Here is a 14,818-nt window from a genome sequence, read left to right on the forward strand (position 1 = left end):
CTCGCGCCCACGATCGCGACGGCTGAGGGAAGACTAACGGGTCAGCGAGACGATCATCTTTCCGGTGTTGTCACCGCGGAGCAGGCCCAGGAAGCCGTCCACGCCGTTCTCGATGCCCTCGACGAAGGTCTCGCCGTACTTCAGCTCGCCGGAGCGCAGCCAGCCGCCGACCTCCTCGACGAACTGCTGCTGCAGCCCGTAGTGGTCGCCGACGAGGACGCCCTGGAGGCGCAGCCGCTTGCCGATGATCATGGCCATGTTGCGCGGGCCGGGGACCGGCTCGGTGTCGTTGTACTGCGCGATCATGCCGCAGATGGTGGCGCGGCCGTGCACGTTGAGCGAGGAGATCGCGGCTTCGAGGTGGTCGCCGCCGACGTTGTCGAAGTAGACGTCGATGCCGTCCGGGGCGGCCTCGCGGAGCTGGTCCTTGACCGGGCCCTTCTTGTAGTTGAAGGCGGCGTCGAAGCCGAGCTCCTCGACCAGCCACTTGACCTTCTCGTCGGAGCCGGCCGAGCCGATGACCCGGGAGGCGCCCTTGAGCCGGGCCATCTGGCCGACCTGGCTGCCGACGGCACCGGCCGCGCCGGAGACGAAGACGGCGTCGCCCTCCTTGAAGGAGGCCACGTCGAAGAGGCCCGCGTAGGCGGTGAGGCCGGTCATGCCGAGCACGCCGAGGTAGGTGGAGAGCGGGGCGAGCTCCGGGTCGACCTTGGTGGCGTGCTGGGCGGGCACGTCGGCGTACTCGCGCCAGCCGAGGCCGTGCAGCACGTGGTCGCCGACGGCGAAGCCCTCGGCGTTGGAGGCGACGACCTCGCCGACCGCGCCGCCGTCCATGGGGTGGTCCAGCCGGAACGGGGGAATGTAGGACTTCACGTCGTTCATGCGGCCGCGCATGTACGGGTCGACGGAGAAGTGCAGGTTGCGCACGAGGATGCGGCCCTCGGCGGGCTCGGCGACCGCGGTCTCGCGCAGGGCGAAGTCCGAGGGGACGGGCCAGCCGTGCGGGCGGGAGACGAGGTGCCACTCACGGCTGGACGCGGACAGTGCGGACATCGGCTGAGCCTCCTAAAAAATGCTTCACGATCTGAAACAACCATGCTCCTCAATATTTCATGTTGTCAAGTATCGGAGTACGATGAAGTCATGCCCACCACACGCACGGACCCCCTGACGCTGGAAGTCGTGGAGCTCATCGGCACGGTCGTGGCGCGCTACCACGACGAGTACGAGGAGGCCGCCGCCCAGCACGCCCTCACCGGCGCGCAGGCCCGCGTCCTCGGCCTGCTCTCGCTGGAGCCCGCCCCGATGCGGAAGATCGCCGAGAAGCTCAAGTGCGAGCCGTCGAACGTGACGGGGATCATCGACCGCCTGGAGTCCCGCGGCCTCGCCGAGCGCCGCCCGGACCCCGCCGACCGCCGGGTCAAGGTGGCCGCCCCCACCGAGGAGGGCCTGGACCTCGCCCGCAGGCTGCGCGAGTCCCTGCACTTCGCCCGCGAGCCCCTCGGCGAGCTCAGCGAGGCCGAGCGCACCCTGCTGCGCGACCTGCTGAAGCGGATGCTCGGCACGCCGTAGCGGCAGCGCGCTACACGCACCACCAAAGGAAGCGCGTGCAGGTCGGCTCCGGGCTGGGCGTGCTGCTCGGCGTAGAGCCGGGCGCGGGCGTGCCCGTGGTCGGGGCCGGGCCGCTCGCCGTGGGCGAGGCCGACCCGGAGGGCGCGCCGGTGGGCGAGCCGCTCGGTGTCGGAGCTCCGGCCGTCGCCCTGGGCGAGGCGCCGGAGCCGCCCCCGGAGCCCGCACCCGCGCCCGTACCGGCGCCGCCGCCGCTCCCCGTCCCGCTTCCCGTACCGCTCCCCGGCCCGCCCGGGCCTTCGGCACCGCCGGAGCCGGAGGCGCTCCCGGAGCCGTGCGAGGCGTGCCCGGTGGGCGTCGGGGCCATGGATTCGGGCTGCTCGACCGTCCCGGGGCCCTCGGACTGCCCGGCGCTCTCCGACGGGGTCGGCTGCTCCGGGTCGAGGGGGGTCTCGACGACCTCCTCCTCCTGTACGGCGGTGGCGGCGCCCCCCTCGTCGGGCTGCTCCAGAGCCAGCCTCGCCATGCTCAGCGCCCCGGCCGCCAGCACCAGGCCGAGCGTGCCGACCAGGACCGTGCGCCCGCGCCGCGAGCGCGCCCGGCGGCCTCCCTTGCCGCCCCTCGCGCTCCGGCGCGCGGCGGCCCGCCCCCGACCGGAGCGCGAGGGCTCCAGGGGGTCGAGCTCGAAGGCGTAACCGAACTCCGGCTCGGCCGGCGGGGGAAAGTCCGCCGGTTCGGCGACCGGGTGGGGGGCTCGGTACCGCAGCTCCTCGGCGGGGGTTCCGCAGCCTGCACAGGCCAGCGCGCCGTTGAGGTGCCGTCGGCACTGGTGGCAGTAGTCCATGGCGCCCGCAGGCTATGCGCCCCATGGACACGACAGGTAGCCACAGACGTGAGGATCCTGTGAGGAAACCGCAGGTCGTCGGCGTGCCGTCGCTAATCTCCCCCTTCGGGCAGGATGGGCGCATGACCCCTGCCGCCCCCTTTGGGCCGCTCGAGTTCCAGCTCGTCCTGCTCCGCCGGATGGCCGACCACCAGCCGGGGCTCGTCGAGGACGCGCTGCGCGCGCTCGGCACCACCCGCACCGCGATGCGCGAGGCGAACAAGCGCTGGCAGGCGCGGGCGCGAGCCCGCCCGTCACCCACCGCCGCCCGGCCCGACGCGCTTCGCGCGGCCCCCTCCACTCCGGGCGGCCCCGTCGAACTCGACCTCTACCGCGCGGCCCTCGGCGAACCCGAGTCGCGCCGCGCGCTCCCCGGCTTCCCGGCCGGGCACGAGGAGTGGGCCTGGCCGGTGCCGCTCTGGCCCGAGCTGCGGTTCACGGCGTACGCCGGGCCGGGCCGGGCCGTCTGGTCCCGGGCCCTGACCAGGGCGCCGGGCACCCCCGCGCCCGCGCTGCGCGGGGCGGCCGACCTGCTGCCGTGGCGGTGCACGATCGACGAGGTCTACGCGGCCTTCCCGGGGGCCCGGGCGCGGGAGCAGGCCTCCCCCGCCCTCACCCGACTGGACTTCACGCTGCCCGACGGCACGGCGTGCGCCGCCGAGTTCGCCTGGGGGCTGTTGCAGCGGCTGCTGCCCGTGACGCCCTGACGAGCACCCACACGCGCACACGGGCCCCCACTCACCCACAAGCACTCACCCGAGCCTGACCCTCCGTCAGCGATCGCCCACCCCCGGGCGGCGCAGCACAACGCGCGCCCCGGCCGGGGCGGCAGCACGATGCCAACAGGACCGCGCCCCGCGCACCGCCTCGCCCGTGCCAGCACCGCACTCCGGAGGAACGCCGTGACCGTCAGCCTTGAGCAGCTGCGCCGCTGCCATGTCGCCGTCGACCTGGGAGCAGCCCGCACCCGGGTCTTCGTCAAGGGCGCCGGACTCGTCGTCGACGAGCCGTCCGTCGCCGCCGTCAACACCCGCACCGGCGCGCTGATCGCCGTCGGCGCGCTCGCCGAGAAGATGACCGGCCGCACCCCGGACTACATCCGGGTGGTCCGCCCGGTCTCCGGCGGCACCGTCGTCGACATCGAGATGGCACAGCGGATGCTCCGTCACCTCCTGGGCGACAAGCTCCGCCGCCAGCTGCGCCGCAAGCCCCGGCTGCGGGCCGCCGCCTGCACCCCGCACGACAGCGACCCGCTCGCCCAGCGCGCCGCCGTGGAGACCCTGGTCGGTCTCGGCGCCCGCCGGGTCGAGCTGGTCGACACGCTGATCGCGGCGGCCGTGGGCTGCGGACTCCCGGTGGAGCAGCCCACCGCGACCATGATCATGGTGTGCGGCGCGGCCACCACCCAGGTCGCGGTGCTGTCGCTCGGCGCGATCGTCACCGCCGAGCGCGTCCCGGTCGGCGGCGACGCCATCGACCACGCGGTCATCCAGCACCTGCGCCACCAGCACGAGCTGATGCTGCCCAGCCAGTCGGTCCGCCCGCTGCAGGTCGCCCTGCACAGCAACGGCCTCACCCTGCAGGGCCCGACCTACACCGAGATCCACGGCCGTGACGTGGCCACCGGCCTGGCCCGGTCGGTGACGGTGGACACCGCCGCCGTACGGGAGGCCATCCAGACCCCGCTGACCGCCGTCCTCGACGGCATCGGCAAGGTGCTCCGGGACTGCCCGCCCGACCTCGTGGCCGACCTCGCCGACCGCGGCATCATGATGGTCGGCGGCAGCGCCCTGCTGCCGGGGCTCGACCAGATGCTGCGCGAAGCCACCGGGATGCCCGTGCACATCGCGGAGCGGCCCGACGTCTGCGCCGTGCTCGGCCTGGGCGCGATGCTGGAGGGCAGGATCCAGCCACTGGTCCTCGACCCGCTGTCCGAAAGCGAATAGCAGGCGGTCGGTCGTTTTGTACGACAATGACCGTATGTCGATCATGGACGAGCAGGGCGACGAGGCCCACGGCGACGCCGACGGGGCCGGCACGGGCGGCGGCTCCCCCGCCCCCGGGCCGGGCTCGCCGCCCACCTCGCCGCCCTCGCCGGCCCCGCTGCCCTCGCTGCTCGAAGCCGTCCTCGGCGTCGGCAGCGAGCTGGAGCTGCGGTCCACCCTCCAGCACCTCGTGGAGACCGCGACCCAGCTGACCGACGCCCGCTACGGGGCGCTCGGCGTCGTCGACCCCGAGCGCCTGACCCTGACCGAGCTGTACACCTCCGGGATCAGCGAGGAGCAGCGCGAGCGCATCGGCCGGCTCCCCGACGGACACAGCGGCCTGATCGGCGTGCTCGTCCGGGACCCGCAGCCGCTGCGGCTCGACGACCTGACCGCAGACCCGCGCTCCGCCGGCCTGCCCGAGGGCCACCCGGAGATGCGCTCCTTCCTCGGCGTGCCCATCCGGGTCCACACCGAGGTGTTCGGCAACCTCTACCTCACCGAGAAGCGCTCCGGCCCCTTCACCGACGAGGACCTCGCCCTGCTGCGCGTCCTCGCCTCCCAGGCCGGCATCGCCATCGGCAACGCCCGGCTCTACGAGACGGCCCGGCAGCGCGAGCGGTGGATCGAGGGCGCCGCCGCCGTCACCACGGCCCTGCTCGCCGGCGAACCGGCCGAGAACGCCCTGATGACCGTCGCCGAGCGGGCCAGGCTGCTCGCCGACGCCTCCGCCGGGGTGGTGCTCCAGCCCACCGCGGAGGGCGGCATGGAGATCGTCGCCGCCTCCACCACCGACGACCCGGGCGACCTCGTCGGCACCACGATCGCCCCCGGCTCCCCCGTCCTGGTCCAACTGCTCGGCGGCGAGCCCGTCTTCGTCGAGGACTCCTCGACCGACCCCCGCATGACCACCCACGTCCGCAGCCGGTTCGGGCCCTCGATGATGCTGCCGCTGCAGAGCGGCGGGCAGCTCATCGGCACCCTCGCCCTGCCCCGGCGGCGCGGCGGCCGCCCGTACACGGCGGTGGACCGGCTGCTCGCCGCCCAGTTCGCCTCCCAGGCGGCCCTCGCCCTGGTCCTCGCCGACGCCCAGCACAACCGGGAGCGGCTCGCCGTCTACGAGGACCGCGACCGGATCGCCCGCGATCTGCACGACCTGGTCGTCCAGCGCCTCTTCGCCACGGAGATGATGCTGGAGTCGACCCGGCGCCGGGCGGCCGACTCCTCCGACGAGGACGCGCTCCTCGGAAAGGCCGTCGACGAGCTGGACTCCACGATCCAGGAGGTCCGCACGACGATCTTCGCGCTCCAGCAGCCGCCCGCCGACGCGCCGACCTCGTTCCGCGGCAGGGTGCTGCGGGAGACCGGCGGCGCGGCCGCGCTGCTCGGCTTCCAGCCCTCCGTCCACTTCTCCGGCGCGGTCGACACCCTCGCCGACGAGGCCACCGCCGACCGGCTGCTCGCCGCCCTGCGCGGTGCGCTGGCCGCCGCGCACCGCCGCCCGGGCGTCGGCACGGTCACGGTCGAGGTGACGGCGGACGACAGCGGACTGCGGCTGCGCGTCGAGGACGACGGGACCCCGCCGACGACGGTGAGCTGGCCCTGACCCTCGCGGACGCCCCCGGACGGACCAGTCCGGCGCGCACCACCCCCGCCACCGATCTTGACTGGGATCGTGGACACCGAAGCGAAGATCCCCGCGGCCGCCTACCGCAACCTCGCGCTGGCGACGATCGGCTTCACGCTCACCTTCTGGGCCTGGGACCTGATCGCCCCGCTCGCCAGCTGGTACGGGGACCGGCTCTCGCTCAGCTCCTTCCAGCAGTCGCTGCTCGTCGCCGTCCCCGTCCTGGTCGGCTCGGTGGGCCGGATCCCGGCGGGGGCGCTCACCGACCGGTACGGCGCGAAGCGGATGTTCCCGCTGGCCGCGGCCCTCACCATCGTGCCCGTACTGCTCCTGACCGTCGTGAAGGACTCGTACGGTCTGATGCTGGCCGTCGGCTTCCTCCTCGGCCTCGGCGGCACCACGTTCGCCATCGGCATCCCGCTCGTCAACTCCTGGTTCCCGCCCGCCAAGCGCGGCTTCGCCCTCGGCGTCTTCGGCATGGGCATGGGCGGGGTGGCGCTCTCCGGCTACTTCACCCCGCGGATCGCCAAGCACGGCGAGAACCTGCCCTTCTACGTGGTGGCCCTCGCCCTCGCCGTGTACGCCGTCCTGGCCGCGCTGCTCATCACCGACCGCCCCGACCGCCCGGTCCCCTCCGCCTCCCTCGCCGACCGGCTCGGCCGGGCCGGCCGGCTGCGGGTCACCTGGGAGCTGTCCGCGCTGTACGCGATCGGCTTCGGCGGCATCGTCGCCTTCGGCGTCTACCTGCCGACGTACCTGAAGACCTGGTACGAGCTCGACCCCACCGACGCGGGCACCAAGGCCGCCGGATTCGCCCTGGTGACCGTCGTGTTCCGGCCGATCGGCGGCTGGCTCTCGGACCGGATCCACCCCGCGCTGGTGACCGCCGCCGCGCTCGGCGTCGTCGCGCTCCTCGCGATCGTCCAGGCCTTCGACCCGCCCCTGAACCCGGGCGGCACCATCGCCCTGCTCGTCATGGCCGCCGGCCTCGGCACCGCGAGCGGCTCCGTCTTCGCCCTGGTCTCCCAGGTCACCCCGCAGTCCCAGGTCGGCAGCGTCACGGGCATCGTCGGCGCCATGGGCGGTCTCGGCGGCTTCGTGCCGCCGCTGGTCATGGGCGCCATCTACAGCGCCAAGGGCTCGTACTCGATCGGCTTCATGCTCCTGTCCGACCTGGCGCTCGCCGGCTGCGTCTACGCCTACGGACGGATGCGGAACGTCCGGCCGGAAGGCGAGGCGCCGCGCCCCGAGGTGAGCAAGGTCGCAGAGCGCAGCTCCTGACGCCTGGGCAGAATGCCACCATGAGCGCCCTCTTCCCGGCCCTGCGGGCCGGTTCCGGCCGGCCCGCCCTGCGCTTCGGCGCGGACACCCTGACGTACGAGGAACTGGCCGTCGCCGCCGGGTCCCTGGCGGTACGGATCCGGGACGCGGTGGGCGCGGCCCCGGCCGGCGGCCCGGCGCCCGTCGCGGTCTGGGCCACGCCGACCGCCCGCACCGCCGTCGCCGTCGTGGCGGCCCTGCTCGCGGGCGTGCCCGCCGTACCGCTCAACCCGCGGATCGGCGCCCGCGAACTCACCCACATCCTCGGCGACAGCGAGCCGGGCGCGGTCCTCGCCGGGGCGGCGGACGAACTCCCGGACCCGCTCGCGCGGCTGCCCCGCGTCGACGCCGGCGTCCGGGTGGCCGCCGACGGGCCGCGGCCCGGACCCGACCCGGACCCCGAGTCACCCGCCCTGATCGTCTACACCTCCGGGACGACCGGCCCGCCCAAGGGCGTCCTGCTCTCCCACCGGGCCGTCGCCGCCTCGCTGGACGCCCTGGAGGAGGCCTGGCGGTGGACCGCCGACGACGTCCTCGTCCACGCCCTGCCGCTGTTCCACGTCCACGGCCTGGTCCTCGGGATCCTCGGCCCGCTGCGCCGCGGCGGCGAGGTGCGCCACCTGGGCGCCTTCTCCGTCGAGGGGGTCGCGAAAGAGCTCGGCGACGGCGGCGGCACGATGCTCTTCGGCGTCCCCACCATGTACCACCGGCTCGCCGAGGCGCTCCCCGACGACCCGGCGCTCGTGCGGGCGCTGACCGGCGCCCGGCTGCTCGTCTCCGGCTCGGCGGCGCTGCCCGTGCACGACCACGAGCGGATCACGGCGGCGACCGGCCGGACGGTGATCGAGCGCTACGGCATGACCGAGACCCTCATGAGCACCTCCGTCCCCGTCGGCTCGGGCCCCCGCCCCGGCTCGGTCGGACTTCCGCTGCGCGGGGTCGAACTGCGCCTGGTGGAGGAGGACGGTTCGGTCCTCGACGCCCGGGACGGCCAGACCGTCGGCGAGATCCAGGTGAAGGGCCCGAACCTGTTCACGGCCTACCTCAACCGCCCGGACGCGACCGCTGCCGCCTTCGCCGACGGCGGCTGGTTCCGCACCGGGGACATGGCGGTGCGGGAGGCCGACGGGTACGTCCGGATCGTCGGCCGCAAGGCGACCGACCTCATCAAGAGCGGCGGCTACAAGATCGGGGCGGGCGAGATCGAGAACGCCCTGCTCGACCACCCCGGGGTCCGGGAGGCGGCCGTCACCGGCGAGCCCGACCCCGACCTGGGCGAGCGGATCGTGGCCTGGGTGGTGCCCGCCGACCCGGACCGGCCCCCGGCCCCCGGCGCCCTGGCCGACCACGTCACCGCCCTGCTGGCGCCGCACAAGCGCCCGCGCGAGGTCCGCTACCTGGCGGCGCTGCCCCGCAACGACATGGGCAAGATCCTCAAGAAGGCGCTGCCCGGGGCGCTCCATGCCTGAGCGGCTCACCGCCCGGCAGGCCGTCGCCCTGCTCACGGACTCCTTCACCCCCGACACCGCTCCCCCGCCCGCCCAGGCGCCTGACGGGCCGCTCGCCTGGACCGGCTACGACGCCTCCCGCGCCCGCGCCGCCGAGCGCACCGGCGAGGACGAGTCGGTCCGCTTCGGCACGGCGACCGTCGGGGGGCGGGCGTGCGTGCTCGTGGTCTTCGAGTTCGGCTTCCTGGGCGGCTCGCTCGGCCGGGCCGCCGGGGACCGGCTGGTCGCCGCCTACGCGACGGCGGCCGAGCGGCGGCTGCCGCTGGTCTCCCTGGTGGCGACCGGCGGCAGCCGCATGCAGGAGGGCATGGTCGCGCTCGCCCAGCTCCAGCGCGTGGCCGCCGCCGCGGTCGGCCTGCGGGCGGCGGGCCTCGCCCATCTGACGGTGCTCCGCGACCCGTCGACCGGCGGCGGCTGGGCCACCGTCGGCGCGGGCGCGGACGTCGTCCTGGCCCTCCCCTCCGCCCAGGTCGCCTTCGCCGGCTCCCGGGTCCGCCCGCGGGACGCGGACCCGGCGGCGTACACGGCCGAGGAGCAGCACGCGCACGGCCACGTGGACGCGGTCGTCCCGCCGGAGCGCCTGCGGGAGACGGTCGCGCTGTGGCTGCGGCTGCTCGGTGCGGGCGGCGGGGCGGGGGCGGGGGCTCCCGCTCCCCCGCCGCACGCGCTCGGGCCCCTCGGTCTGCCCGCCACCGGCTGGGACGCCGTCCGGCGGGCCCGCGGCGCGGGTCGCCCACGGGCCGGGGCCTACCTCGACGCGTACTTCACGGAGCGGGCGGCGATCCACGGCGACCGGGCCGGGGGCGTGGACCCCGGGGTGGAGTGCGGCTTCGGGGTGCACGAGGGGCGGGTCGTGGCGTACGCGGCGCAGGACGGCGGCGCGACCCGGCCGGCCGGCTTCCGGACGGTCGCGCGGCTCGTGCGGCTGGCCGGGCGGCTCGGCGTGCCGGTGCTCACGCTGATCGACACCCCGGGCGCCGCCAACGACGCCGAGGCCGAGCGGGCGGGCGCGGGTCCGGCCATCGCGGAGGCGTTCACGGCGATCGCGGAGGCCCCCGTGCCCGTCACCTCGCTCCTGGTCGGCGAGGGCGGTTCGGGCGGCGCCCTGGCGCTCGCGGCCCCCGGCAACACCTGGGCGGCGCCGGGCGGTTACTTCTCCGTCATCGCCCCCGAACTCGCCGCGCAGATCCTCAAGCGGCCGCCGCAGGAGGTCCCGGGGACGGCGGAACAACTGCGGCTGCGCCCGCAGGACCTGGTGGAGCTGGGGGTCGTCCGGGGGATCGTTGGTGGGGCTGATGGTGGGGCTGACGGTGGGGCTGACGGCGGCGTCGGTGGAGCGGCCGATGGCAGTGCCGGTGGAGGTTCCGGTGGGCCGGCCGACGGCGGTTCGACCGGTGGCGGTGCCCATCCGGGGGGCGGCTGAGGCGGCCGGCCCGGAACGGCACGAGGCCCCCTGCACCGGAACGGCACGAGGCCCCCTCCACCGGGAGGGGGCCTCGCAGCGCTTCAGGTGACGATCAGCCGTTGTCGCCCGTGCAGATGCTGAAGTCCTCACAGACGACGACGGTGTGGTCCACGACCGTCACGACGGTGTCGTCGCCCCCGTCCCCGTCCCCGTACCCGTGGGCGAGAGCGGTGCCCGAGCCCGAGAGGACGACGGCGGCGGCCAGGGCGGCCGTGGCGATGAACTTGCGCATGGAAACCTCCTGAAGAGCGGAATTGCTCGACCGGAGCCTGTCCGGCGCATAGGCCCGCGGCAAGCGCCCGCGCCCTGACCGAGGGTCGGGATGACCCGTTCGGGCGGCGCATTCGCTACTTCACGCCCACCGCCCGGATGATCTCCTGCGTCACCGCGCCGCCCTTGTCGTCGCGCGCGCCGGCCCGCAGCGAGACGGATTCCGCTCCGACCGGAACGCGCAGCTCAGCGCGCCAGGAACGGTCGAGCCCGACCTTCTTCCAGGTCTTCCCCGCGTCGTAGGAGACCTCCAGCGAGCCGCCGCCGATCCGTCCGGTGCCGGCCGCGCCCGTCACGTACGCGGCGAAGATCCGGACGGGGACCCTGGCGCCGGCCCGGACGTCGCCGACGAGGTCGGTGTCGAGGTCGAAGCCGAGGTTGATCAGCGGCAGGCGGGTGATCCGGTCGGCCGGGGTCTCGGCCGACCGGAAGGTCCACTCGGCGTGGCCCCTCGTGCCGAGCCGCCAGCGGCCCTCGTCCAGGGCGGTGTCGGTGACGACCTTGTACGTGGCCTCCTCGGCGGGGGCGTCCCAGGCGTAGGCGCCGGAGCTCGTCCTGCGGTCGACGCGGACGCCGTTCACGTACACCTCGGTGTACTGCGTCATCGAGTCGTCGCTCCACACGTTGCCGAAGCCGGTGTGGTCGGGGCCCGAGTCGCCCCAGCCGGGGGTGTTGAACTGCAGGTTGTTGCCGCTGCGCTCCTGGCCCCAGCCGAGGCCGCTGCCGAGCCAGGGGTGCCAGACCGGCTCGAACCAGTCGAGCGTCCGCTCGCTGCCGCCGCGGTAGACGGACTGTCCGCCGCGCTGCTCCAGGGAGTCGCCGAGGTCGACGGACTCGTGCCAGCGCTGGCCGGTGCCGGTGGAGACGTATTCGTTCCGCTGCGAGGGGAAGTCGATCCGCTCCTTGAAGCCGAAGCCGATCGGGAAGGTGTCGGTCAGCGAGTAGCGGAACTCGCCGCCGGTCTCCTTCCTGGCCGTCGGCATGTGGAAGTTGCTGTGGATGGTGGCCAGTTCGTTCCGCTCGGGACGGAACACCAGATCGGTGCCGATCGCCCCGGGATGCCCCTCGGAGAGGTCGTAGGTGTACGGGGTGTTGCGGGTGCCCGTCAGGTCGAGCGCTGCCCCGCGGGCGGCGGCGGTCGCGAGGCGCGCCGCGTCGACCGTGTTCACGGTGGCGACGGCGAGCGGCCGGTCCTGGTAGTCGGCCGTGCCGAACCAGGCCATCAGGCGCCCGGGTCGGGCGTCGGTCACGAACAGCGCCTTCGCACCCGCGTCCTGGGCGGCCTGGGCGAGCTCGACGGCGTCGGCGCCCTCGGTGCGGCGGACCAGGACGGCCTTGCCGGTGACGTTCCTGCCGGCGTACTCGGCGGGGGTGCCGGTGCCCGCGTCGACGACGCCGAGGCGGTGGCGCCCTTCCAGGAGGGCGGTGCCGGGCTGCGGGGTGGCGTCGGAGAGCCGGACCCCGCCGGCCTTCGCCTCCAGGAGCGGCTTGCCGAGCCGCCAGACCGTCCGGTACTCGAAGCTGCCGGTGGCGGGGCGGCGGGTGGGCGCGGCGAAGATCGAGTCGTAGGCCGTCGGGACCTGGACGGCGCCGCCGTAGGAGGCCCCGTTCGCCTTGCGGTCGAACTCCATCAGGAGCTGCCGGGTCTCGGTGCGCCGCTCGACCTCGGCGCGGATCTCGCGCAGCCGCCGCCCGTCGAGGGTGATCTCGCGGTCGCGGTCGAGGACGATCTCCGGCTCGGTGAGGAAGCCGAGGCCGAGGGAGTCCGCGCCGTGCGAGCCGCGGACGTCGAGGAAGGTGTCGACGGTGTACGTGCCGGGCCGCAGGCGCAGTTGGAGAGTTCCGGACTCGCCGACGTCGGCCGGGAACGGGTCGGTGTCGGCGGCCAGCCGCTGCACGCCGAGGCGGGCGGCGGCGGGGGCGCCGTCGCGGTCCTTGACGTGGACGGTGAGGGTGTAGCGCTCCTCCTCCTTGACCAGGCCGAGCGCGGTGTGGGCGACGGCGGTGCCCGCCGAACTCGCGGTGATCCGACCGGAGCTGTTGCCGACGGGGGCCTTGGCGCCGTCCCCGGTGACGGTGGTCGCGGCGGTGCCGTGGGCCGGCACGGTGAGGGTGGTGTCGGCGAGGGCCGCGGTGCCCTCGGGCATGCCCTCGACGGCCAGGTCCAACCGCACGGGCGCGTCGGAGGAGTTGGCGTACGTGACGGTCTTCGTCACGGGCTTGTTCGCCTCGTACGGCCAGGAGTAGAAGCCCAGGTCGGCGGAGCCGGTGGCGGTGACGTTCGCGGAGATCGCGGCGGCCACGTCGACGCGGCCCGCGCCGAGGTCGTACGCGGAGTCGGCGAGCGGCTTCGAGCTGGACATGAGCGCGTTCTTCAGCTGGGCTCCGGTCCAGTCCGGGTGCCGCTCGGCGAGCAGCGCGGCGACGCCGGCGACGTGCGGGGTCGCCATCGACGTACCGCTCATGGAGGTGTAGAGGCCGCTGCCCGCGACGAGCCGGGAGCGGGCGGCGAGGATGTCCACGCCGGGGGCGGAGACATCGGGCTTGAGCGCCTGGTCGCGGTAGCGGGGGCCCTTGCTGGTGAAGTAGGCGGCCTGGTCCTCGGAGTCGACGGCGCCGACGGTGAGCGCGGCGTCGGCGGCGCCGGGCGAGCCGATGGAGCCGGGGGCTCCGGTGTTGCCCGCGGCGATGACGAAGAGGGCGCCGGTCTCGGCGGAGAGGGTGTCGACGGCCTGGGCCATGGGGTCGGTGCCGTCGCTCGGTTCGGGCGACCCCAGGCTCATCGACACGATCTTCGCGTCGACGTCCCGCGCGGCCCACTCCATGCCGGCGATGATCTGCGACTCGCTGCCGGAGCCCTGGTCGCTGAGGACCTTGCCGACCGCGAGGGTGGCGCCGGGCGCCACGCCCTGCTCCCGGCCCGCGGAGCCCGCGCCGCTGCCGCCGACGGTGGAGGTGACGTGGGTGCCGTGGCCGTTGCGGTCGGCGACCTCCTGCCCCTCGATGAAGGAGCGGGTCTCGGCGACCCGACCGGCGAGATCGGGGTGGTCGGCGTCCACACCGGTGTCGAGGACGGCGACCTTGACGCCCTTGCCGGTGAGCCCGGCCTCCCAGGCCTTGGGGCTGCCGATCTGGGCGTTGGACTCGGCCATGTCCGCGGTGACCCTGGCGTCGAGCCAGACCTTGGCGGGACGGGCCGCCCGGGCGGTGGACCGTCCGGTGAACTCTCGCCAGAACGCGCCCGGTTCGGTGGCCGTGACGGCGACCCCGCCGATGCTGGGCAGCGCGCGCACGGACTCGGTGCCGCGCGGGGCGCCGACGGCGGCGCGGGCGCCGCGGCCGGAGCCGTACGTGACGATCAGCGGCAGCTCGCCGGTGACGCCCTGCTCGACGAGTCCGGTGACGTCGAAGAGGCGCCGGTCGAGGACCCCGGACTCCAGGTAGGGCAGGGCCTCGTCGGGTATGACGGTGACCCTGCCGTTCACGGTCTCGCTGCGGACGGCCCCGGTGGCGCCCTTGGCCCGCTCGACGGTCACGGTGCGCTGTCCGCCGCCGAGTTCGGTGAGCGTGACGCGGTCGCCGGTGAGGAGCGTGACGGTGGTGGAGGCGGCGGCGGGCCGGGCTCCCGTGAAGGTCGCGGGCACGGGCGCGACGGGGCCCGCGGCCGCCTGCCCGGTCGAGAGCAGCACCAGGGAGAGGCCCGCGGCGAGCAGGCCGGCTGCCCTTCCTCCTGCGGAAGGTCTGAACACGGAGACACTCCTCGGACGCCCGGGGGAAGGGATGGCTCCGGGCGTTGCGAGGAGTCTGGTCCGTGGCAGACGAGTTGAGCCCGTCCACGGCTGGCGGCTATGCGCCGTGGCGGCGAACCGCCAGGGGGCGGGGGGCGGGGGGCGACTGGCAGGGGCGAGGGGGGCGGGGGGTGACTGGCAGGGGCGAGGGGGGCGGGGGCGACTGGCAGGGGCGACGGGGGCGGGGGGTGACTGGCAGGGGCGAGGGGGGCGGGGGCGACTGGCAGGGGGGCGGGGGGGCCGGTGGTCGGGGGCGGGAGGCACAGGGGCCGCCGGCCCCGCCGGTCGCCTGTCGCCTGTCGCCTGTCGCCTGTCGCTGGTCGCTGGTCGCTGGTCGGGTCGGCCGCCGGTCAGGTGGCCGGGTCGGCCGCAGGCCAGGCGAACCGACCGGACACCGTTCAGG

The 14,818-nt window shown here is 75.0% G+C and carries 11 protein-coding genes; 7 read left to right on the plus strand and 4 right to left on the minus strand.

All coding sequences use genetic code 11. The features are described from left to right. Nucleotides 1-33: 33 nt before the first annotated feature. Nucleotides 34-1,053 (minus strand): NADP-dependent oxidoreductase, encoded by a 1,020-nt coding sequence (locus tag ACH414_RS04800; RefSeq protein WP_398940797.1) that lies wholly within the window; start codon nucleotides 1,051-1,053, stop codon nucleotides 34-36. A gap of 90 nt (nucleotides 1,054-1,143) precedes the next feature. On the opposite strand from ACH414_RS04800, the gene ACH414_RS04805 reads away from it, so the two are divergent. Next, a complete protein-coding gene (locus tag ACH414_RS04805; RefSeq protein ID WP_382543427.1) occupies nucleotides 1,144-1,572 on the plus strand; it encodes a MarR family winged helix-turn-helix transcriptional regulator in 429 nt (142 codons plus the stop codon). A 10-nt stretch (nucleotides 1,573-1,582) separates the two neighbouring features. Here ACH414_RS04805 and ACH414_RS04810 read toward each other — a convergent pair whose 3' ends face one another. After that, nucleotides 1,583-2,413, minus strand: a complete 831-nt coding sequence (locus ACH414_RS04810) for a hypothetical protein (RefSeq protein ID WP_398940798.1) — start codon at nucleotides 2,411-2,413, stop codon at nucleotides 1,583-1,585. 122 nt (nucleotides 2,414-2,535) lie between these two features. On the opposite strand from ACH414_RS04810, the gene ACH414_RS04815 reads away from it, so the two are divergent. The 6 genes from ACH414_RS04815 to ACH414_RS04840 all read left to right on the plus strand — a co-directional run bounded on the left by ACH414_RS04815 (nucleotide 2,536) and on the right by ACH414_RS04840 (nucleotide 10,315). After that, entirely contained in the window at nucleotides 2,536-3,159 is a 624-nt protein-coding gene (locus ACH414_RS04815; protein WP_391769138.1) for a hypothetical protein, read from the plus strand. Between the two features lie 195 nt (nucleotides 3,160-3,354). Beyond that, on the plus strand, nucleotides 3,355-4,398 hold the full coding sequence (locus ACH414_RS04820) for a rod shape-determining protein (RefSeq protein ID WP_398940799.1): 1,044 nt from the start codon (nucleotides 3,355-3,357) through the stop codon (nucleotides 4,396-4,398). A gap of 34 nt (nucleotides 4,399-4,432) precedes the next feature. Further along, a complete protein-coding gene (locus tag ACH414_RS04825) occupies nucleotides 4,433-6,043 on the plus strand; it encodes a GAF domain-containing protein (RefSeq protein ID WP_382543437.1) in 1,611 nt (536 codons plus the stop codon). 69 nt (nucleotides 6,044-6,112) lie between these two features. Next, nucleotides 6,113-7,345, plus strand: coding sequence for a nitrate/nitrite transporter (locus tag ACH414_RS04830; protein ID WP_382543440.1), 1,233 nt, complete (start codon nucleotides 6,113-6,115; stop codon nucleotides 7,343-7,345). Nucleotides 7,346-7,365: 20 nt separating this feature from the next. Then, entirely contained in the window at nucleotides 7,366-8,853 is a 1,488-nt protein-coding gene (locus ACH414_RS04835; RefSeq protein ID WP_386564015.1) for an acyl-CoA synthetase, read from the plus strand. Then, nucleotides 8,846-10,315 carry a carboxyl transferase domain-containing protein gene (locus tag ACH414_RS04840; RefSeq protein WP_398940800.1) on the plus strand — a complete coding sequence of 490 codons (1,470 nt, stop codon included), beginning with the start codon at nucleotides 8,846-8,848 and terminating at the stop codon, nucleotides 10,313-10,315. The genes ACH414_RS04835 and ACH414_RS04840 overlap by 8 nt, the downstream gene beginning before the upstream one ends. A gap of 94 nt (nucleotides 10,316-10,409) precedes the next feature. On the opposite strand, the gene ACH414_RS04845 is transcribed toward ACH414_RS04840, so the two are convergent. Next, complete coding sequence (locus ACH414_RS04845; protein ID WP_382543449.1) at nucleotides 10,410-10,589, minus strand: hypothetical protein; 180 nt, start codon at nucleotides 10,587-10,589, stop codon at nucleotides 10,410-10,412. Between the two features lie 115 nt (nucleotides 10,590-10,704). Beyond that, a complete protein-coding gene (locus ACH414_RS04850) occupies nucleotides 10,705-14,376 on the minus strand; it encodes a S8 family serine peptidase (protein ID WP_398940801.1) in 3,672 nt (1,223 codons plus the stop codon). Nucleotides 14,377-14,818: the final 442 nt, after the last annotated feature.

This window comes from Streptomyces sp. NPDC020422, assembly GCF_044386705.1.
In the GTDB taxonomy this organism is placed as follows: Bacteria; Actinomycetota; Actinomycetes; order Streptomycetales; family Streptomycetaceae; genus Streptomyces.